The sequence below is a fragment of the Wielerella bovis genome, from assembly GCF_022354465.1.
GTDB classification, from domain to species: domain Bacteria; phylum Pseudomonadota; class Gammaproteobacteria; order Burkholderiales; family Neisseriaceae; genus Wielerella; species Wielerella bovis.
Genome location: NZ_CP092361.1, coordinates 1,639,688 through 1,659,398, shown reverse-complemented (window position 1 = coordinate 1,659,398; position 19,711 = coordinate 1,639,688). Strand labels below are relative to the sequence as shown.

Sequence of the window (19,711 nt, the reverse complement as noted above, 5' to 3'; positions counted from 1 at the left end):
TTATTCTTTTTGTGTGCTAATATGCTATTTGCCAAGTTGTATTGATGGTTTTAAATATTTAGAACCTGTATTCGCTATTTTAATAGTTTATTTTTATTGTTATTTTATGGAAATCAAACCATTATTTTGATGAATACAGATTTTTAGATTGTGTCATTAAGTTTTAACAAACTCAAAAGGATTAAAATCATGCAGGCAATTTATGTTCAGGAAAACGAATTACGTTCTTATTGTCAACGCGCTTTTGAAGCCTACGGTTTTAGCAATCAAGAAGCTGAAATCATTACCGATGTATTGGTTACGGCAGATTTGTATGGCATTGAAACGCATGGCTCACAGCGTCTAGAAATGTATCGTCAGCATATTCAAAAAGGCTATATCAAGGTAGGTAGGCAGCCTGAAATTGCTTTTGAAACGCCTATTTCTGCGGTTGTAGACGGTAAGCAAGCAATGGGTCAGTTAGTTGGCAAGTTTGGTATGGAGTTAGCCATTACAAAAGCCAAACAGTCAGGCATTGGTATGGTTACGGTACGCAATTCTAACCACTACGGTATTGCGGGGTATTACAGCAATATGGCTTTACCACACGGTTTAATTGGGGTATCCATGACAAACTCGTTTCCGATTGTTGTACCGACTTATGGTCGTTCACCCATGATGGGAACTAACCCGATTGCAGTTTCCATTGCCGCTGAACCTACACCATTTTATTTAGACATTGCGACTTCGGTTGCAGCAGTTGGTAAAGTTGAAGTGTGCAATAAAAAAGGTGTTGATTTACCAACAGGGTGGGGTATTAATGAACAAGGAGTTGATGAGTTAAATCCAAAACACTTGATTGATTGTGTCAGAAGTCGTATGGGTGGCTTGTATCCTTTGGGTGGTTCGCAAGAACTATTTGGTAGTCATAAAGGTTATGGATTAGCTGTGTTGGTGGAATTTTTAACTGCATCACTATCACAAGGGACAACGGCGAATCATGTACAAGAAAGTGATGTCATGGGTGTTGGTCATTATTTTATGGCGATTGACCCGAAATTATTTGGCAATCCAGATGAGATTACGCGACATTGGAGTAAATATTTACAAGAATTGCGCGATAGTGAAAAAGCATTAGGTCAAACACGCATTTATACTCATGGGGAAAAAGAGTATGAAACAGAAGCCATATTGCGTGAGCGTGGTGTTCCTATATTGCCTAAAACCATTGAGGAAATGAAACAGTTAGCCGAACAATTAAATATTGAATGGAATATTGCGGCATAAGATTCTTTTATTAAAAAGGCAGCCTGAAAAGCTATTTAAATAGCTTTTCAGGCTGCCTTTTCATCATTTAGGTTAAATTTTATCAAAATAATGCAGTTTACCTATTCTCAAAAGCGTAAATTTGGGCGAAAATACGCTATTTGTCAGAGATATAAAAATAACCGAGCCTGAAACACCACAAGGGTGGGCAGAAAGAAGTTTCAATATGACACTAGATGAAATTACAATAGCATTAACTAAAATCAAAGGAGTTTTGGGCGTGTCCATTGTGGATTATGGCAGTGGCATGATGATGGCTTCACGCAGCAATGATGAGCAATTGGATTTAGAAATTGCTTCAGCTGGGTGTGTCAATATTATTCGTGCAAAAATGAAAATTTTGCGCCGTTTGGAAAATACCGATGAATTGCATGATATTCAAATTAATCTGCATAAACAAATTCATTTAATTTGCCCATGTACACAAAAAGAAAATACTTTTGTTTATTTGGTAGCAGACCGTGCAGTGGCAAATTTATCCATTTGTCGCCGTTCGGTATTTGCAGCCGAGAAGTTAGTAGATTTTTAATGGATAATTCAAAGTGATGCAGCCTGAAAAACAATTTGTGTTTTCAGGCTGCATTTTATTTTGGTAGGAACAAGATAGAGCCATTTATAGTGAATTCAATTTAAACCAGTACAGCGTTACCAGCTTCCTTATGTAACGCGAACTCGGGATAAGCCTTTCTTACTTCATTGGTAACAAAGACTTTTTTCCAAACATCATTGGCTTATAAGGAAACAGGCAATAGGCAGTCAAACCTGAAATCAAATTCAAGATAAAACCACGCTCCAAACGATGCCGAGTATGTTCAATTTGACACAAATTTTTCAGTTGCCCAAAAATGGTTTCTATAACACCACGTTTTTTAAGCAGCTTTTTCTGCTCACTTGTGTATTGTTTGGGTTTCATGCCTTTTTTGATGCCCGTTAGTAAAGTAATGCCATATTTCTCTTTAAGCCAATCACTTAAATCTTTTCCAATATAGCCCCTATCCGCCACCAAAATGCCGAATAGGTGCTTTGCCATTTGTTTTAAACCTTGACGGTCATCCACATTGCCTGCGGTTAAGCAAAAATTGACCAGCTCACCCAAGTGGTTAAATACCGCATGCAATTTGAAACCGTAAAACCAGCCTGTACTGCTTTTGCCCCTTTGCGCGATGTTTTTAAACACTTTATGTGAGTGAATACGGCGATTGTGGCAAACCGACAAAGTGGTTGAATCCACCACACCTATACCTGTGCATTTGCCCATTTGGGTGGTTAAAAATACCAACATAGCAGGTAAGGCTCGTGTAGCCAGTTCCAAAAAGCAGTTATAGCTGGGCATATTAGGGAAGTCTCGCTGCCAAATGGATTGGACTTGCCATTGGTAATAGGTTTTGAAATCACGCATGCGATATTGATGAAAAGCAATCAGTACGGTCATGATTTCTGCGGTACTGATACAACTTAGTCTATTACGAATTTTATTGTTTTTAATCAATTTGCTATTAAATTTGGGTTCAAATTCTTTGCAAAAATCATCAATTTGGCAGAAAAGTGCGGTAAGATAATCCATGTTAAAGGGCTTTCGTGATGTTTGGTTGTGTGCAAACAATAGATTATCACGTTTGCCCTTTAATTTTTATGAAATTTCTTATCCCGAGTTCGCGTTATGTACTATGTGTACACGGCAGTCGCTGTCGCCTTGTCCTGATTTAAATTGAATCCACTATATCTCACATTATTTGGCAAATTTTTCCAATGCCGCTACGGCTGGCAATTCTTTGCTTTCCAAAAATTCCAAGAACGCGCCGCCGCCTGTGGAAATGTAGCCGATTTGCTCGGTAATGCCGAATTTCGCAATTGCCGCCAAAGTGTCGCCACCGCCTGCAATGGAAAAACCGTTGCTGTCCGCCACCGCGCGTGAAACCACTTCCGTGCCACCCGCAAATTGTGCAAATTCAAACACGCCCACAGGGCCGTTCCACACGATTGTGCCAGCGTTTTTCAAGATTTCTGCCAATTGTTGCGCGGATTGTGCGCCAATGTCCAAAATCATGTCGTCTGCTGCCACATCGTCAATCGCTTTGTGTTCGGCTGCAGCGGATTCAGCAAATTCTTTGGCGGTAACCACGTCCACAGGCAAAGGCACGACACCGCCTTTGGCTGCCATTTTGGCGATGATTTTTTTCGCGTCTTCCACCAAATCGGGTTCGGCTAATGATTTGCCAATCGGTTTGCCTTGTGCCAACAAGAATGTGTTGGCAATGCCGCCGCCCACAATCAACTGGTCAACTTTGTCCGCCAAACTTTCCAAAATCGTCAATTTGGTGGACACTTTGCTGCCCGCCACAATCGCCACCATTGGGCGTGCTGGCTCTTTCAAGGCTTTGCCCAAAGCGTCCAATTCCGCCGCCATCAAAATACCTGCTACCGAAACAGGTGCAGCCGCCGCCACCGCTTCCGTAGAAGCCTGCGCACGGTGCGCTGTACCAAACGCGTCATTCACAAACACATCGCACAACGCCGCATAAGCCTTGCCCAATTCCGCGTCATTTTTCTTTTCGCCTTTGTTAATGCGTACGTTTTGCAACAATGCCACTTCGCCAGCCGCAACAGTGGGTTTGGCTTCGCGCCAGTCGTTTAACACACGCACGTCTTTGCCCAATAATTTGCCCAAATGCGCGGCAACGGGGGCGACATCGTCTTCGGGGTGGAATTCGCCTTCGGTGGGGCGACCCAAATGGGTCATCACAATCACGCCCGCGCCATTATCCAAGCAATATTGGATAGACGGCAAAGAAGCGCGAATGCGCGTGTCATCGCTGATGTTACCGTCTTTAAATGGTACGTTTAAATCGGCGCGGATTAACACGGTTTTGCCGTTTACATTTTGGTCGATTAATTTTAAAAAGCTCATGGGTTTATCCTTGTTTTTAGGTTTGAGAAATAGGGTTTCAGGCTGCCTGAAACAAAATTTAATAAAATCAATAATTACAAATGCAATACATCATGCTGTTCTTCGCCATCAATTTGTTGAACAATATGCCATTTGGAATTGTCGTTCAAGGTCAGCCAACGGCGTTCTTCGGTGCGGTAAAACCAATCTTTGTCGTTTTGGTAGAACACTTGAATATCGCGCGCTTCCATAATATTCAAAATTTCATTGGAATGCGAATGGGTGTCGTCAAAATCGGTGATGGCGCGTTGCCCCATTTCGCTGTATGTCGCATTCAAATCCAGCAGTAAATCATTGATGGCTTTGTCTATTTTCTTCACGTTCAAGCCAATGCGTTGTGCTTCTTTAATTAAAATCGGGTAGCCGTGCGAAGGGTAGCCTGAATTGAGCATATTGGCAATGTTGCGCACACGCTCCGTGTCGTCAATATGATAGCTCAACAATTCTTCGCACAAACGAATGGACAAGGATTCCGCTCTGTCCACCGCACCAATCACAAGCGGATGAACATATTCAAACAAAGATTTATACGGATTGGAATCGGTATCTTTGGTATTGTTTTGCCACAGACGCACTACGCGGTTGAGTTCGTCCAAACTCACGGAAACGCGGTCGTTGTCGCGGTCTAACGGCGATAAATCGTGGGTTAATGACGTATCCACCGAACTCAAATAAGCCATGGTTCCCATGTGAATTTCGTCTGCGCCAATCGCCATCATGGTCGCGGCAGAAGCGCATTCCAATGGAACAAGGCTAACCAATTTTTTGCAATGCCCACGAATCAAATTAATCATCCGCAAGGCATCGCGTCCCGAACCACCATCGCTTTTGATAAAGAGGTAAATGGTGTCATGTTGTTTGATTTGTTCCACAATGTGATACAACGCCAGCACATCATTGCCGCAAATGCTGCCCATGCGCCCATTCCAGTAGCACAGCAGGGGCGCGTTAAGCTGATTTTCAATTTCGGCAATCAGTTGCTGGGTTTGCGAAAACAGGCGTGGGGGTTGTTTGATGGCGATTTCATTCATTTATATTATCCTTTATTGATTTTTTTTCATTAGGAAACAAGCTTTCAGGCTGCCTGAAAGTTGTACAATATTTTTGCGTAGATTGGGATATAGCTATTCTATCAATCATTTTTTCAGGCTGCATATTAACCAAAAGGCAGCCTGAAAAATATTTTCAGGCATCGGGCAAACGCGACATCCAAATGCCGACACATAAACAAATCAAACCTGTGGATACGCCGACATACCAGCGTTCGGGAAATTTGATGAGCAAGCCGATAGATGAAATGCTCATCATTGTCCATGCGGTGTATTTGCCACGTTTGGAGATGGCGCGGCGTTCTTCCCAATTTTTGACCATCGGTCCGAAGTATGGGTGGCGATGCAACCATGCGTGAAAACGTGGCGATGCGCGTCCCCAGCAAGCGGCGGTTAATAGGATAAATGGGACGGTGGGCATAACGGGTAAAAATGCACCGATAATGCCAAGTATGAGTGAAATCGCACCCACGAGCCACAATAATCCGTTAATCAATAAACTACGAACGCGACTTTTGGGCATCAGCAAAATTAAACCGATGGGAATGCCGATGAGTATAGTGGTTAAAATGCTGAAAGTGTATGCGCCCATGGAATGCGAATGTGGCATGATGTGCGGTACAAAAGCCATAATGGCGCATAATAAACCAAGTACGATGCAGGTTATACCGACCATAATGCGCAGCAATATTTCGCGGATACGACTGGCTGGCATCGTCCAAATCATGATAAATGGAACGATGAATAATAGGGCGGACATTGTCCAAAATAATAATTCTCTTTGATAAAGTGTCATGTTTTTTCTTTGTGATAAGGGCAGCCTGAAATCCCTAATTTTGCCCAGCCTTCGTGTCCCATTTCTTCTAATGTTTTGATATTTCGTTCAAAAATCAGTGAAGGGTCGGGGAAGGCTTGTACGGCTTTGGCGATGCTATCTTCGCGGATAAGATGTAACGTAGGGTAGGGGCTGCGGTTGGTGTAATTACTGATGTCGTCGGCTTCGCTATCGGCAAATTGAAATTGAGGATGAAAGGGTGCAATTTGAATGATGCCTTCGACTTGATTATCGGCAATCGCTTGGTCTGCGAAGTCTAATACATCGTTGAACAGCAAAAAATCGGGAAATAGGGTGGGATGAACGAGTAGGGTGGTTTCCAATTCTTCTGCTGATGTGTTTAGCAAACGCTGGATTTCGCTGTCCAAATCTTCCAAAAATGCGTCCAAATGTTTGGCATGGCTGATGGCGATGCGGATTTGTTTCTTGGCGTGTGGTGCTTTGGCAAATGGGCAGAGATTTAAGCCGATAACGGCTTTTTCTAGCCATTCTGTTGTGTGTTGGATAATGGTTTGGTCGTTCATAATGGGCGTGAAATATTAGGTGTTGTGCGCCATTTTAACATATTTCAGGCTGCCTTTTGCGGCTGAATAAATGGGACAATTTTCATCGTGTGCGCCGTCTAAATAGCCTAAACTCATCAGAAATTCGCCCACAATTTCGCCGCCGACAAATTTGAAATGTTGTTTGAATAATTTGACCCATGCGGTTTTTTCGCGTGGATGATGTGCGTCTAACCAGTTTTTCAGGCTGCCATATTGTTGTTGTAATAACAAAATTTGTTGTGCGTTGTAAATGGCGGCGTGGATTTTGAGTCGATTGCGGACAATGCCTGTGTCGGCAAGTAATCGGGCAACATCGTTTTCATCAAATGCGGCAACTTGAGCGATGTTGAATTGTGCATAGGCAGCCTGAAAAGCGGCGCGTTTGTTGAGAATAATTGTCCAACTTAAACCTGCTTGGTTGATTTCTAATATTAGCCGTTCAAATAAGGCATTATCATCGTGTTGGGCGAAACCGTATTCGGTGTCGTGATAGGCTTTGTTGGGATTGGTGGTGTCGTGGGGTAGGGCGTTGCAAAATTCGCAATAAGTCATGGATTTTCCTTGTTTATATTGTCATTTAATATACAACAGATTGGCAATAAAATATTTTCAGGCTGCATTTTATTTTGATGGATGAAAGGCAGCCTGAAAGCTCATGCAGACTGTTTTTGCAACAAAATATCATTCAAATTGTTTTCCAGCCAATCCACCAAATGCTGAATTTTTTCAGCAGCCTGAACGCCATGCGCTGTCAGCGTGTAATCCGTGTGTGGCGGTACTGTGTTGTAGGAATGGCGAACCAACATCCCGTCCTGCTCCAACTGTTTCAGCGTTTCCGACAACATGCGTTCTGATACGCCTTCAATTTCGCGGCGCATTTCGCTAAACCGCTTCGTTCCCGTCAGCAATACAATCATCACCAACACACCCCAACGGCTGGTTAAATGGTTCAAAATTTCACGGCTGGGGCAATTTTTGGACAACACGCGACCTTGTAATTCTTTCATTATTTTTTCCTTTTAAATCATTTTGTTAAAAAATATTTCCATACTTACAAAAATGTATGTACTTACAATAATCAATTTGCCTACTTATAATACGCTTCATGGATAACAAAATCAATTTCCCCAAAGAACATTTATTGATGAAGGATTTAAATATGAAAAAAATTGCAGTCATCGGCGCGACAGGTTTGGTGGGTAACGCGGTGGTTCAAGAATTGGCAAGTCGCGGTCATCACGTTACCGCTTTTGCGCGAAATATTGATAAAGTGGCGCAAGCCAATAATGTGCAAGCGGTGGCAATGGACGTGAATGCCCCTGATTTTTCTGAAAAATTGGCGGGATTTGACGCGGTAGTGAATGCGTTTAACGCGGGTTGGGAAAACCCCAATCTTGCCCACGATTTGAAAACGGGGCACGCCAACATTTTGACTGCCAGCAAAACCGCCAATGTGCCGTATCTTTTGGTGGTGGGCGGTGCAGGCAGCCTGAATGTCGCGCCCAATTTGCAACTGGTGGATACGCCTGATTTTCCTGCGGAAATTTACCCTGCGGCAAATGCGGTGCGCGAATTGTTGGACGAATTGCGCCAACGTAAAGACATTAACTGGGCGTTTTTGTCGCCTGCGGCAATGTTTGCGGTCAATCCCGTTTCTTTTGAGAAAACAGGTGCTTACCGTATTGGTGGGGACGATGTTTTGATGAATGCGGACGGCTCGCCAGCCGACATCAGCGTGGCGGATTTGGCGGTGGCGATTGCCGATGATGTGGAACGGAAAGTGCATTTACATCAACGCTTTACCGTAGCGCAAGCCTAAATCAAAATTCAGGCAGTCTTTCAGTACACGACAAAAAATGATTTCCGTAGGTCGGGCATTTATGCCCGACATAAGCAATCACGGCACATTGTCGGGCATGAATGCCAGACCTACAAAATGTCGTGTACTGTAAGGCAGCCTGAAACATCATAAAATGGTTTTTTCAGGCTGCCTGTTTTATTTTTTGAAAGAAAAATCATGAAATTCATCTATTTATTTGACCCATTATGCGGTTGGTGCTATGCGGCATCGCGTGGCATTCGGGCATTGGCGAAAACACATCAAGTTGATGTTTTTGCAACAGGATTGTTTGCCAATACAGGCAAAGTCATGGACGAACCATTCGCGCAACACGCTTGGGCAAACGACCAACGCATTGCCGAAATCACAGGCTTGCCGTTTAGCGAAACCTATCGCCAAAAGATTTTGTTGAAAAAGGGCGAGTTCGATTCCTTTAATTTAACAATGGCTTGCTTTTTGTTGAATGAAAACGCGCCGTCTGGCGTATGGTTGCCGACTTTCGCCGAAATGCAAAAAGCGCGTTATGTGGACGGCTTGGATACCAGCCGTTTGGACGTGGTGCAAATGTGTTTGCGCGATTGGTGCGAGGACGATGTGGCATTTGAATTGGCGGATTCATTGTTGGGGGATTGCGAATTGGTTGATAAAACAAATGCTTGGATAAAACAAGGTCAAATCTTCGCACAAAAATTTGGCGTGAGTGGCGTGCCGAGTTTAATCGCTGAAGTGGACGGCAAATTTGTGAATGTGCCGAGCCAATTTCTTTATCAAGATGTTGAAAATGTGGTGGAAAATATTAGCCAATTTTTAAAATCAGTTTAATATAGTGAATTCAATTTAAACCAGTACAGCGTTGCCAGCTCCCTTATGTACTATGTGTACACGGCGGTCGCGGTCGCCTTGTCCTGATTTAAATTGAATCCACTATAAAATCAAAATAATTCAAAAACATCGTTTTCAGAAATAGGAAAACGATGTTTTTATTTTTTATTGTTTTCAGGCAGCCTGAAAAAATTCAACCCCCTTTATTTTATTGACAAACCTCCCCCACAATTTGCCGTAACCATTGATGCGCCACATCATATTGCGTGCGTTCATGCCACGTCATCATCATGGTAAAACCTGCGATGTCAATCGGCGGTGCTTGCAAATGCACATTCGGCAAAGTCTGTGCGAAATGCGCTGGTAAAACCGCCACCAAATCCGAACCTTGCAATAATTCAGGCAGCAAAACAATATTGTTCAATGAAACCATGACTTTGCGATTTAAACCCAAAGCCTGCAACGCCAAATCGGTCGCACCACTGAACTCGCCACCGTTGTAGGAAAACATCGCAAACGGCAACTGACTGAACCGTTCGGCGGTCAAAGGCGTATTCGCCAAAGGGTGTTCACGGCTCATCGCGCAAACATAATGTTCGTCATACAATTTTTGCTGGTACATATCGGGTGTAACATGAAAATGGCTGACCAGTGCCAAATCAATTTTATTTTGTTCAAACAAAGTCTTAATATTTTGACCTTGCACAGGCAACAGCGCAATTTGCACATTGGGGGCAAGTCGTCTTAATTTTAAAATCAAGGGCAAAGCAATAATCTGTTGCACATAATCGGTTGCGCCAATCCGCAAAGTCATCGCCAAATTTTCAGGTTCTAAAACAGGCGGTTGGAGCATGGACGTGATGTCTTGTAAAACTTGCCGTGCAATTTGTCCGAGTTGCAAAGCGCGGTCGGTGGGTTGCATACCGTGTTGTACGCGCACAAAAAGCGGGTCGTGGAAACTGTCGCGTAAACGGTTCAGAATGCCGCTCATAGCAGGTTGAGTTACGGACAATCGTTGCGCGGCGCGGCTGACATTGCATTCATCCAATAAAATCACAAAGGCTTTGAGTAAGTTTAAATCCAGTTTTCTTATATCGTTCATTTTTATACCCAATTATCAGAATAATCAATTTGAAATAATATCATCATGCTTTTATGATTGGCAACCATTGATATTATGAAGGATGATTCGTGTCGAATACCGTCAAAATTCCCAAACTTTCCGCCTTAAATCTGACCCCGAAACGTGCAGGGCAAACTTCGTTGGATGCGATTAACAGCATGATACGCTTGGCACAATATTTAGAAAACCTTGATTTTTAACGTTTTTGGATTGCCGAGCACCACAATATGTCTCATTTGGTCAGCTCGGCAACCCAAGTGTTGATTGGGCATACGCTGTCGCACACGCAAAAAATCCGTGTCGGTAGTGGTGGTGTGATGTTGCCCAATCACAGTCCTTTGCAGGTGGCGGAACAATATGGCACTTTGGCAACACTTTATCCCAATCGTGTGGATTTGGGTTTGGGGCGCGCCCCTGGGACTGACCAAATGACGGCAATGGCGTTACGGCGTGGACATCGTGATGTGTCCATGCACTTTGCTGATGATGTGATTGAGTTACAAAGGTATTTTGGCGATGAGACCCAGCAGGGTTATGTGAAAGCTTATCCTGCTTTGGGTTTGAATGTGCCACTTTATATTTTGGGTTCAAGTACGGAAAGTGCGTATTTGGCAGGGCGTTTGGGTTTGCCGTATGCGTTTGCGGCGCATTTTGCCCCACGAATGCTGGAAATGGCGGTGGAAATTTATCGTCAAGAATTTAAACCGTCTGCCGTGCTGGATACGCCTTATGTGATTGTTTGTAATAATGTTGTAGCGGCAGACAGCGATGATGAAGCCCACTTTTTAGCCACTACCCAACAGCAATTATTTTGGGATTTGGTGCGTGGCGAATCACGCGGTATGCAACCGCCTGTACCCGATATGGACGTGCTGTGGTCGCCACAAGAAAAATTGGCGGCACAATCCATGATGAGTGCATCTTTGATTGGCGATTCAGGCAGCCTGAAAACCCAATTACTTGATTTTCAAAAACAGATTGCGGCTGATGAAATCATGGTCATCAACTATGTTTTTGATGAAACCAAACAATTCCACTCTTATTCATTGCTTAAACAAATTATTGAAACCATTTAAAAAAGGTAATCCTATGACCGACTTATTTACCCCTTTTACACTGAACAATGGCGTAGAAATCAAAAACCGCCTTGTGGTCGCTCCGATGACCCATTTTGCGTCCAATCCTGACGGCACGATTTCGGACGCAGAACGCCAATTTATCGGCAATCGTGCCAATGATTTTGGGCTGTTTATCACGGCAGCGACTTTGGTCAAACACGGAGGTAAATCCTTTGTGGGTGAACCAGAAGCGACAAGCGATGCGGTGCTGGACAGCCTGCGTGAAACCGCCAATGTCATTAAAAATCAAGGGGCAAAAGCCATTTTGCAACTGCATCACGGTGGCAAAAAGTGGAATGCCGACATCAATCAAGGCTTTGACGCCATTGCCCCAAGCGATTACATCAAGCCTGACAATGACGCGTCCGACAACCATTCTGCCCGTGCGATGACGGGGGCGGAAGTGGATGAGATGATTGTGGCATTTGCCCGTTCAGCAGAATTGGCATTACAGGCAGGCTTTGATGGCGTGGAAATTCACGGGGCAAATGGCTATTTGATTCAGCAATTTGTCTCGGGCGACAGCAACACCCGCACCGACAAATGGGGTGGCGACATTCACGCTCGCACCGCATTTCCATTGGCGGTCATTCAAACCGTGAATGAAGTGAAAGCCAAACACAATCGCCCTGATTTTATTGTCGGCTACCGTTTTTCGCCCGAAGAACCCGAAGAAAATGGGCTGACAATGGCGGATACTTTTGTACTGCTCGATAAATTGGTGGAACAACCCCTGCAATATCTGCACATTTCCTTGTGGAATTTTTATAACAAAGCCAGACGCGGAGCGGACACGACAAAATCTCGCATTGAGCAAATTCACGCCCATATTGGCGGGAAATTGCCATTGATTGGCGTGGGCAATTTGCTCTCGGGAGCGGACATTCGTGGGGCTTTTGATACTGGTTTTGCTGAATTTGTGGCGGTGGGCAAGGCGGTGCTGATGAATCCGAATTTGGCGACTTTGCTTAAAAATAATCAAGACGAACAAATCGCCACGCGACTTGATTTAAGCCAGCCTGAAAAATATGGCTATCCGCCTGTGTTGTGGCACATTCAACAAAATAAACCTGCCTTTTTACCGCCTGTGGTGGGCGATGAGAATTGGCAAGCTGTCAATATTTAATTGATTTTAAACACCGTCTGAATGAAAATTTGGACGGTGTTTTTTTATTCTACTCTAAGATCAGACCTATAATAGGCTATCACCTTACTCCTTAATAAAACCTCTTTTTCTCCAACGTGCTTTGACAAAATCTTCAAAATTAAATTCCCCTAAATTCAGCCCATCAACATGGTCAGTAATAATGATTTGTGGAGAATAACCAAACTTTTGTTTTAAATCATGGCAATATATTGCAAGTTGCTTAAAAATATTGGTAACAGATTGAATATCTTCATCAAAGGTTTTTGGATCGTGTTCCAATTCCTTAATATCTTTCTCATCAAATTCAGCAAATGTATCAAATTTAAAGTTAGGAAAGTACACCTGAGTTGGTTGGTCTATCATTAATATAGAAGGAATAAGGCATTCTTGTTTAAGCAAACCATCAGATGCGCGATTATCCAATTCAATAAAATATTGATGTAGTGCTAAAAATAATGTCAAATGACTATAAAGCCAATTTGCGCCACTCCCCATTGAGCGCAAATAAATTTTCTCACCATTTGTTGTTTCATGGTATAAATTAAAGTTTTCAAAAGAAAATTTCAATTTAATCGGGCGATAAGAATCCTCAAAATCAAAATTCCTTCCAATTTGACTCATAATTTCATTGACACGATGATTTGCCTTATTGATATTATTTGATATATTGTAAATATTTAATTTATTTTCTAATTCTTTATAAATGGCTTTGAGCTGCTCAATTTGATTGTCTAAATCTGTATGATTTTTTAAATTAATTATATCCAAAATAGAAAATAAATTAGATTTTATATTTAAAATATTTTCCAGTGTAGCCATGTTTTTTTGTACAAGTTGATTATTTCCTTTTATTTTGCTCATTAAGTTTTCGGTTTCTTTGATTTCATGATTTAGTGTAGATATTTCTTTTTCAACATCTTTTAATGCAAGTTGCAATTCGGCTTTTAGTCCTTTATTTTCAGAAATGCTAGTATTAAATTTATGGATTGCCATATTTAAAAGTTTTGCATGTTCCGCTAATGTATCGGATTCATTTTGACAAAATGGGCAAATATCCTTTTGTGGATTATTTAATTCAATTTTTTGCAAATGATGAAAATCATTAGAAACAGATTCTTCCAAATTTAAACTATGCTTAATTTGGTTTCTTTTCATTGACAATATTTTTCTATTATGGGTTTTTTCTTCCAAAATTTCACTGAGATGACGATAATAATTGGATGATTCATCGGAGGTTCTATTAATGTGATCATCACAAATCATTTTGTGAATTTCTTCCTTAAAGGATTCAATATGAGTATCAATAAGGTGAAATTTGGGAAAATCATCTTCATCAATACCCATTAATGAACGCAAGGAAGATAACAGGGGATGAATCATGTTTTTGTATTTTTCATATATTTTTTCTTGTGATTTTTTCTCTCTTTGTAATGATTTAATCTGATATTCAATATTTTCTTTCTCTTTGCTAATAACAAAATAATCCTGATTAACAAAACCTAAAAATATTTTGGTATGTTCAATCACTTGGTCGCGTTTTTCTTTTTCATCAAATCTATAAAATAAGGCATGTTTATTAGCAATCAAATTTTGATGTTGAAGCATAAATGACATAAAACTACGGATACTTGGCGTTGGTGATTTACCCTTGATTTCCTTAGAAATTTCAGACTCATCAACGTCATTGATACCAATAAATAAATTTTTTAGGTTACCCTTAAAGTGTTTAATGTTAACAGCCTTAATTGAAGCAAAATAATCAAAATTAATTAAATCTTTTTGATAGTCTTGCTCGTGTTTTAAATAGCAATCAGTGTGTTTTTTAGCATGCCTTCCCAAAACAAAATATTTATTATACTGTTTTAAATAAATATAATAAATTTCTGCATTATCAGTAATTACACCTTTTGGTACAGTATATTCCCCACTTACAAAGCAATAATCCACAATTTCAATCAAGGCACTTTTACCAGTAGAAGATTTTCCGGTAATAATATTTAACCCCTCATCCAATTCAACTTTATGGATTTTTCCCTCAGTATCCAATACACCAATCTCGCATAGCATCATTCTCATAACTTCACTCCTAACAATGAATAAATTTCACTTTTTGAACTGCGACTAAATAGCATTGCTAACTTTTTTGCCACCAGTGTATTTTGATTAACATCAATACTGTCTTTACTTGAAACTATATTGAGTTTATCTGGATTTAGATAAAGCCAATTTTGATTTAAACAATATTGCAAACTACTAAAACCCAATTCTTTTAAGTTATCAACTCTTTCTTGGAAATCCAGAAGTTCTCTTTGTTCTTTAAAAATAGTGTAAATAGAACTGTTGATATTATTCTTTTTAACTTTATCACTATAATACGAATGTGTACAAATTGGTAAAATAAGTGGCAATAGCAAGATATTTTCAGTTTGATTTTCCAAATGGTGATAAAAACAATAAATGTACTCGCCGTATTTAAATGGATTGTATTTAATATGATAAATAGCATCAACAATATTCATTGTGTTGTATCCCATTTTAAATTTTGCTCATCATCATCCATAATATCGTGGATTAAACCATTTTTGTAAGCCATATCAGGGCAATAATTTTTTAGCGAAAATGGATTTTCACCCACCGCATCATCATAAAATGTCTGAGGATGAGTTTGTTCTCTTTTTGCTTTTGCATATTGACGATTCAATTTTGAAGCAAGCATATTTCTATAATTATTGGTATATGCTCGGTAGGTTGAAGAAATATCCAAATCACGATTTAAAGTGTGTATTAACTCCAAATAGTTTCCAATGGCTTCTGGTAAAACATCATCATATTCTATATTTTTTATTTTAGATACAAATAGTTTTGATTGGTATCTATCTGCATCTTCAGCAGATACAGGTTCCCCAAAAAATTCTGGAAAAGGCAATTCGCTAGAGTATATCCGAGTTAGTTCCAATCGTTTTTCGTGGAATTCCTGATATGAGATAATCCATTCTCCTTTTTGTGCCTTTCTATATAAAAAACCAGTTAAACCATCAATATATTGATTTTTATATTCATCTGAAATATAAGATATTTTTTCCAAAAGGCTTTCTCTTAAAGAAAACACATCTTTATTTTCCACAGACAAATAAACCTTAGATAAAATATTTTTTAATTTTTCTTGCGGTGTATTCATAACATTGGTTTTGTATTGCTCAACTTTCTTAACTTTTTTCTTTTGAATTATTTGATTTAAAATTTCCAACTTTCCATTTTCATCTTTTTCATTCCAAGTTTTTAAAAGTGTTCTTGCGCCATAGGATTGTGTGGTGTATAACACCAAATATTGATATGCTTCATATTTAAATTCAGGCTGCACCCAGTTACTGAGTGTCTTCCAAAAATTTTCATGATTATCAGTCAAAGCATCAGAATAATGTTTAACTTCTATTTGTGTGGCAGTTAATAAGTTGCCAATAATGCTAATATCACCATCTGATTCCATTTTAATCTGTCCACCTTTCTTTAAATCAAAACAGTTATTCAAAGTAACCAATGTTTGATAATAAAAAGACAAAGCTGTATCTAATGCAGAATTTTTGGTTGTATTCATTGCCATATTCTCAATAAAATCAGACTAATATATCGGTTTATTCTATCCATAAGCTATCAATATTTCAAGTATTTATCACAAAACCCTTACCCCAATCCCCCGCCAAAATTCATAAGTCCCGTCATAAAATCGGCTTGGGCGAGTATGGTCATTTTCATTCCCTTCTGGCACCCAAATCACCATACCTTGCCGTGCGCGCGTCAATAAAACCCGATGCGCATTTTGAATAAACTTTTGCTCTTCTGCTTGTCGGACATTTTGCCATTTAGTGCCCTTAAAATTTTGATAATGCCAGCCTTTGTCATAATAAAAATTACCGTCCCACGCCACACAGGCAAAATCCAATTCCAATCCCTGCACATCAAATTCACTGGCCACATCTTCTAAAAAATACGATGAACGCACGTCATTTTTATCATTTAAAAACCATTTTTCCACTTCAATTTCATTTTTGACATTAACGCCAAGCGCCTTTAAACGCCGTGCACCTGATGAGGCAATCAAACCAAAACGCTCGCTACCACGCGCTTGTTTGTGTAGCCACATTTTTGCAGTGTTTAAATCTCTGGTTAAAACAATGGGATAATTGTCTTTGATTTCTTGATATAAAGTTTTGGCAAGCGATAAATTATTATCCAAAACTGCATGAATAAATGCCGATACCTTTGCCGAGCGAAATGAACGCACCGACGTCGCCAAATGTAAATGCGGTTCAATAATGCCTTGCTTTTCCACAAACGCACAAAGTTCTGGCGCGTCCAGATAATGCGCCTCATCGACAATCAAAGGCGAATAATGCACCTGCCAATCCGCATAATGCGTTTTAAGCGCGTGCACCCATTCAGACAGTCCAGCCTCGCCCGTATTGATTTCTTGCCCACCGCCAATCAGGGCAATAATCACACACCAGTCTTGATGACGATTCATCACCTCAATCAAAAAATCAGGTTCCGATTGGCAAAAATCTTCGCGCCCACGTTTGCGTTTCATAAATGCGCTGGTTTGAGCCTCGTTCCACGCACGCTGAGCTTCATCAAAAATTACCACTTTTTCGGTAGGTGGTGCCGTGTCTTGCAAATATTCATCACGAAAATGATGAATGTTTTGAATAAAGGTTTTGGCGTGGCTGGTTGCTTCTTTTTTGCTGACAGCCTTGCTATTGCGCGCCAATGCTTCTTGTAAAACCGCCACAAGCGGACCATTGCCCGACAAAAATACGGCGTGTTCATCATCAGCAGTTTGTAGGCGTTGATTGGCAATGTTTAAGCCTGCTAACGTTTTGCCCGCTCCTGGTACACCAGTAATAAAACAAATGGTTTTTTGATGATTTTTCTTAGAATTGTCAATAATTTGACTGATGCAATTTGCCGTCAATGACAGATTTTGGGCTCCCGCATCTGAACGAGTAATTTCACGCACATCGTGTTTTTGATATAAGGTTTGTGCTGCTTCCACAATGGTTGGCGTAGGTTTGTAAGCGGATTGCTCCCAATGGGCAATATCAAATGAATTTTGTGAGGAAAATTGACGTAAAAAACTGCCCAAATTAGCTGCATTTAAACGTATGGCAGCCTGAAAATTTATCGCTTGTTGAATATTATTTTGTGGGTGAGTATTCGGTGCTTTTTCTGCCAATAAAATAGGAATTAATTTTGCTTGATGACTGCCTTCGTGAAAATTACGCATATCCAAAGCATAATCAATCACTTGGTCTAAATCATGAGAACGATATTGTATTTCGCCAATTTTAAATTCTAATAGGAAAATTGTGTCGCCAATAATGACAATATTATCAACGCGCTTGCCCATACGTGGAATGCTGAATTCAAAATAAATATGTCCGTCAATGCCTTGTAATTGATTTTTGAGAATAGCGATTTGTTTTTGCCAAGCATTGCGTTGTAAATCATCTAATTTTTGATGCGTGTGTTGGGCGAGCAATTCACCAAGAATTTGATTGTTGTCAGTGTTTAAAAATTGTGAGATAGATTGACGATAATAGGCGCGGGTCATATTTTATTCCGAGTAATGTAGATAAACAGGTTCTGCATGAGGAGAATTTTATGTTATTTTATGGTGAGATGAAAGTAGATTTTATTTTTTAATATAATCCCTTAGCTGTTGATGTGGGATTGATAGATTTAGCTTGGGGGCGGTGAGTGGTGTGGTTAAAAATGGAGATTTTTTTATCAAGATATTATTTAAAATAATATCTAATTATCAAAATAATCAATTTGAAAGAATATCATCATTCGCCTAAAATGATGATAAATTTTCATCACTTAGGACTATCCCAATGGCAAAAATCCGCCAACTTCTTACCCCTTTTTCCATTAAAAACCTTGAACTCAAAAACCGCGTGGTTATGCCCCCAATGTGCCAATATTCCGCCACAGACGGCGTGCCAAACGACTGGCATTTGGTGCATTACACCAGCCGTGCGATTGGTGGCGTGGGCTTGATTATTGTGGAGATGACCAATGTCGCTCCCAACGGTCGCATTAGCCCAAATTGCTTGGGACTTTGGAATGACGAACAAAAAGACGCGTTCAAAAAAATCGTGGATAGTGTACACACTCACGGGGCAAAAATTGCCGTGCAAATCGCCCACGCAGGTCGCAAAGCCCAAGACGAACCCAATGCCGTTGCCCCGTCTGCCATTCATTATGGCGAGCTGGATTATGCAGGGCAAAATTTGATTACGCCACGCGAGCTGACCACGCAGGAAGTCAAAGACTTGGTACAAGCCTTTGCGATGAGCATCAAAAGAGCGGTGGACGCAGGGTTTGATGCGATTGAATTGCACGGGGCACACGGTTATTTGATTCATCAATTTTATTCACCCAAGTCCAATCAGCGTACCGATGAATACGGTCAAGATAAAGCCTTGTTTGGCGTAGAGGTGATTCAGGCAGCCAGAGAAGTGATGCCGTCTGAAATGCCTTTAATCGTGCGAATTTCCGCCCAAGAATACGGCAAAGACGGTTTTGACAGTGATTATGGCGTAGAAATTGCCAAACGATTTTCAGACGCAGGGGCGGATGTGTTTGATGTCAGCGGTGGTGGCGATGGCGTACTCCATAAGGGCAATCACCCTGAATTTTATGCAGGCTATCAAGTGGATTTGGCTCGCAAAGTCAAACAAGCGACAGGCAAACCTGTGATTGCGGTCGGTATGCTGGACAATGTGGCGGTGGCTGACCACATTTTGGGCGTGGGCGATGCCGATTTGGTGGCGGTCGGACGAGGTTTGCTCCGCGACCCGTATTGGGTGCTAAACGCACAATATCAGCAAAATGGCTCGGACAGTAGCGAAATGCAGTTTGTGCCAAGACAATATGTGCGTGGGTTTATGTGATTTTTTCAGGCTGCCTGAAAATCAATG

Annotated in this window: 20 protein-coding genes; 8 read left to right on the top strand and 12 right to left on the bottom strand. The window is 40.8% G+C overall.

What is annotated here, in order from left to right:
- Nucleotides 1-189: 189 nt before the first annotated feature.
- Together MIS45_RS08080 and MIS45_RS08075 are read left to right on the top strand one after the other, a co-directional pair.
- A complete protein-coding gene (locus tag MIS45_RS08080) occupies nucleotides 190-1,266 on the top strand; it encodes an Ldh family oxidoreductase (RefSeq protein ID WP_249442132.1) in 1,077 nt (358 codons plus the stop codon).
- A gap of 205 nt (nucleotides 1,267-1,471) precedes the next feature.
- Complete coding sequence (locus MIS45_RS08075) at nucleotides 1,472-1,834, top strand: hypothetical protein (protein ID WP_249442131.1); 363 nt, start codon at nucleotides 1,472-1,474, stop codon at nucleotides 1,832-1,834.
- Nucleotides 1,835-1,993: 159 nt separating this feature from the next.
- On the opposite strand, the gene MIS45_RS08070 is transcribed toward MIS45_RS08075, so the two are convergent.
- The 7 genes from MIS45_RS08070 to MIS45_RS08040 form a co-directional block, all read right to left on the bottom strand.
- Nucleotides 1,994-2,869, bottom strand: a complete 876-nt coding sequence (locus MIS45_RS08070; protein WP_249450155.1) for an IS982 family transposase — start codon at nucleotides 2,867-2,869, stop codon at nucleotides 1,994-1,996.
- Between the two features lie 165 nt (nucleotides 2,870-3,034).
- Nucleotides 3,035-4,213 carry a phosphoglycerate kinase gene (locus tag MIS45_RS08065; RefSeq protein WP_249450154.1) on the bottom strand — a complete coding sequence of 393 codons (1,179 nt, stop codon included), beginning with the start codon at nucleotides 4,211-4,213 and terminating at the stop codon, nucleotides 3,035-3,037.
- Between the two features lie 74 nt (nucleotides 4,214-4,287).
- The gene (locus MIS45_RS08060) at nucleotides 4,288-5,283 is read right to left on the bottom strand and encodes a Clp protease/crotonase-like domain-containing protein (RefSeq protein ID WP_249450153.1); all 996 of its coding nucleotides are present in this window, start codon (nucleotides 5,281-5,283) and stop codon (nucleotides 4,288-4,290) included.
- Between the two features lie 154 nt (nucleotides 5,284-5,437).
- Nucleotides 5,438-6,097: a YbaN family protein gene (locus MIS45_RS11445; protein ID WP_346766859.1), complete on the bottom strand. Its 660-nt coding sequence runs from the start codon at nucleotides 6,095-6,097 to the stop codon at nucleotides 5,438-5,440.
- Nucleotides 6,094-6,660, bottom strand: coding sequence for a DUF1415 domain-containing protein (locus MIS45_RS08050; protein ID WP_249450152.1), 567 nt, complete (start codon nucleotides 6,658-6,660; stop codon nucleotides 6,094-6,096). The genes MIS45_RS11445 and MIS45_RS08050 overlap by 4 nt, the downstream gene beginning before the upstream one ends.
- Nucleotides 6,661-6,675: 15 nt before the next feature.
- The gene (locus MIS45_RS08045; RefSeq protein ID WP_249450151.1) at nucleotides 6,676-7,233 is read right to left on the bottom strand and encodes a DNA-3-methyladenine glycosylase I; all 558 of its coding nucleotides are present in this window, start codon (nucleotides 7,231-7,233) and stop codon (nucleotides 6,676-6,678) included.
- Between the two features lie 101 nt (nucleotides 7,234-7,334).
- The gene (locus MIS45_RS08040; protein WP_249442125.1) at nucleotides 7,335-7,688 is read right to left on the bottom strand and encodes a winged helix-turn-helix transcriptional regulator; all 354 of its coding nucleotides are present in this window, start codon (nucleotides 7,686-7,688) and stop codon (nucleotides 7,335-7,337) included.
- Between the two features lie 152 nt (nucleotides 7,689-7,840).
- Between MIS45_RS08040 and MIS45_RS08035 the strand changes: the two genes are divergently transcribed.
- Together MIS45_RS08035 and MIS45_RS08030 are read left to right on the top strand one after the other, a co-directional pair.
- Entirely contained in the window at nucleotides 7,841-8,500 is a 660-nt protein-coding gene (locus tag MIS45_RS08035; protein ID WP_249451361.1) for an NAD(P)-dependent oxidoreductase, read from the top strand.
- 198 nt (nucleotides 8,501-8,698) lie between these two features.
- The gene (locus tag MIS45_RS08030) at nucleotides 8,699-9,343 is read left to right on the top strand and encodes a DsbA family protein (protein WP_249442123.1); all 645 of its coding nucleotides are present in this window, start codon (nucleotides 8,699-8,701) and stop codon (nucleotides 9,341-9,343) included.
- Between the two features lie 208 nt (nucleotides 9,344-9,551).
- Here the strand turns inward: MIS45_RS08030 and MIS45_RS08025 are convergent, their stop codons facing one another.
- Nucleotides 9,552-10,445 carry a LysR family transcriptional regulator gene (locus MIS45_RS08025; protein WP_249450150.1) on the bottom strand — a complete coding sequence of 298 codons (894 nt, stop codon included), beginning with the start codon at nucleotides 10,443-10,445 and terminating at the stop codon, nucleotides 9,552-9,554.
- Between the two features lie 89 nt (nucleotides 10,446-10,534).
- On the opposite strand from MIS45_RS08025, the gene MIS45_RS11370 reads away from it, so the two are divergent.
- The 3 genes from MIS45_RS11370 to MIS45_RS08015 are packed head-to-tail and all read left to right on the top strand — an operon-like array spanning nucleotide 10,535 to nucleotide 12,710.
- Nucleotides 10,535-10,666 carry a hypothetical protein gene (locus MIS45_RS11370; RefSeq protein WP_283397411.1) on the top strand — a complete coding sequence of 44 codons (132 nt, stop codon included), beginning with the start codon at nucleotides 10,535-10,537 and terminating at the stop codon, nucleotides 10,664-10,666.
- A gap of 27 nt (nucleotides 10,667-10,693) precedes the next feature.
- Nucleotides 10,694-11,542 carry an LLM class flavin-dependent oxidoreductase gene (locus tag MIS45_RS08020; RefSeq protein ID WP_249450149.1) on the top strand — a complete coding sequence of 283 codons (849 nt, stop codon included), beginning with the start codon at nucleotides 10,694-10,696 and terminating at the stop codon, nucleotides 11,540-11,542.
- Nucleotides 11,543-11,555: 13 nt separating this feature from the next.
- Entirely contained in the window at nucleotides 11,556-12,710 is a 1,155-nt protein-coding gene (locus MIS45_RS08015; protein WP_249450148.1) for an NADH-dependent flavin oxidoreductase, read from the top strand.
- An 84-nt stretch (nucleotides 12,711-12,794) separates the two neighbouring features.
- Here MIS45_RS08015 and MIS45_RS08010 read toward each other — a convergent pair whose 3' ends face one another.
- From MIS45_RS08010 to MIS45_RS07995, 4 genes are all read right to left on the bottom strand, one after another.
- Nucleotides 12,795-14,807, bottom strand: a complete 2,013-nt coding sequence (locus tag MIS45_RS08010; RefSeq protein WP_249450147.1) for a DUF3732 domain-containing protein — start codon at nucleotides 14,805-14,807, stop codon at nucleotides 12,795-12,797.
- Nucleotides 14,804-15,250, bottom strand: coding sequence for a three component ABC system middle component (locus tag MIS45_RS08005; RefSeq protein WP_249450146.1), 447 nt, complete (start codon nucleotides 15,248-15,250; stop codon nucleotides 14,804-14,806). The genes MIS45_RS08010 and MIS45_RS08005 overlap by 4 nt, the downstream gene beginning before the upstream one ends.
- Nucleotides 15,247-16,326 (bottom strand): hypothetical protein, encoded by a 1,080-nt coding sequence (locus MIS45_RS08000; protein WP_249450145.1) that lies wholly within the window; start codon nucleotides 16,324-16,326, stop codon nucleotides 15,247-15,249. Before MIS45_RS08000 ends, MIS45_RS08005 begins: the two co-directional genes overlap by 4 nt.
- A gap of 75 nt (nucleotides 16,327-16,401) precedes the next feature.
- Complete coding sequence (locus MIS45_RS07995; RefSeq protein WP_249450144.1) at nucleotides 16,402-18,339, bottom strand: DUF2075 domain-containing protein; 1,938 nt, start codon at nucleotides 18,337-18,339, stop codon at nucleotides 16,402-16,404.
- A gap of 283 nt (nucleotides 18,340-18,622) precedes the next feature.
- Here MIS45_RS07995 and MIS45_RS07990 point away from each other — a divergent pair, with 283 nt between their 5' ends.
- On the top strand, nucleotides 18,623-19,684 hold the full coding sequence (locus MIS45_RS07990) for an NADH:flavin oxidoreductase/NADH oxidase (protein ID WP_249450143.1): 1,062 nt from the start codon (nucleotides 18,623-18,625) through the stop codon (nucleotides 19,682-19,684).
- The last annotated feature ends 27 nt before the right edge of the window (nucleotides 19,685-19,711 follow it).

Coding starts and splice junctions, on each gene's coding strand:
- MIS45_RS08030 (WP_249442123.1), top strand. CDS start 8,699: ATGAAATTCATCTATTTATTTGACCCATTATGCGGTTGGTGCTATGCG.
- MIS45_RS08020 (WP_249450149.1), top strand. CDS start 10,694: ATGTCTCATTTGGTCAGCTCGGCAACCCAAGTGTTGATTGGGCATACG.
- MIS45_RS08075 (WP_249442131.1), top strand. CDS start 1,472: ATGACACTAGATGAAATTACAATAGCATTAACTAAAATCAAAGGAGTT.
- MIS45_RS11445 (WP_346766859.1), bottom strand. CDS start 6,097: ATGACACTTTATCAAAGAGAATTATTATTTTGGACAATGTCCGCCCTA.
- MIS45_RS08010 (WP_249450147.1), bottom strand. CDS start 14,807: ATGAGAATGATGCTATGCGAGATTGGTGTATTGGATACTGAGGGAAAA.
- MIS45_RS08065 (WP_249450154.1), bottom strand. CDS start 4,213: ATGAGCTTTTTAAAATTAATCGACCAAAATGTAAACGGCAAAACCGTG.
- MIS45_RS08070 (WP_249450155.1), bottom strand. CDS start 2,869: ATGGATTATCTTACCGCACTTTTCTGCCAAATTGATGATTTTTGCAAA.
- MIS45_RS08015 (WP_249450148.1), top strand. CDS start 11,556: ATGACCGACTTATTTACCCCTTTTACACTGAACAATGGCGTAGAAATC.
- MIS45_RS08035 (WP_249451361.1), top strand. CDS start 7,841: ATGAAAAAAATTGCAGTCATCGGCGCGACAGGTTTGGTGGGTAACGCG.
- MIS45_RS08060 (WP_249450153.1), bottom strand. CDS start 5,283: ATGAATGAAATCGCCATCAAACAACCCCCACGCCTGTTTTCGCAAACC.
- MIS45_RS08000 (WP_249450145.1), bottom strand. CDS start 16,326: ATGAATACAACCAAAAATTCTGCATTAGATACAGCTTTGTCTTTTTAT.
- MIS45_RS08045 (WP_249450151.1), bottom strand. CDS start 7,233: ATGACTTATTGCGAATTTTGCAACGCCCTACCCCACGACACCACCAAT.
- MIS45_RS08050 (WP_249450152.1), bottom strand. CDS start 6,660: ATGAACGACCAAACCATTATCCAACACACAACAGAATGGCTAGAAAAA.
- MIS45_RS08040 (WP_249442125.1), bottom strand. CDS start 7,688: ATGAAAGAATTACAAGGTCGCGTGTTGTCCAAAAATTGCCCCAGCCGT.
- MIS45_RS07990 (WP_249450143.1), top strand. CDS start 18,623: ATGGCAAAAATCCGCCAACTTCTTACCCCTTTTTCCATTAAAAACCTT.
- MIS45_RS08080 (WP_249442132.1), top strand. CDS start 190: ATGCAGGCAATTTATGTTCAGGAAAACGAATTACGTTCTTATTGTCAA.
- MIS45_RS08005 (WP_249450146.1), bottom strand. CDS start 15,250: ATGAATATTGTTGATGCTATTTATCATATTAAATACAATCCATTTAAA.
- MIS45_RS08025 (WP_249450150.1), bottom strand. CDS start 10,445: ATGAACGATATAAGAAAACTGGATTTAAACTTACTCAAAGCCTTTGTG.
- MIS45_RS07995 (WP_249450144.1), bottom strand. CDS start 18,339: ATGACCCGCGCCTATTATCGTCAATCTATCTCACAATTTTTAAACACT.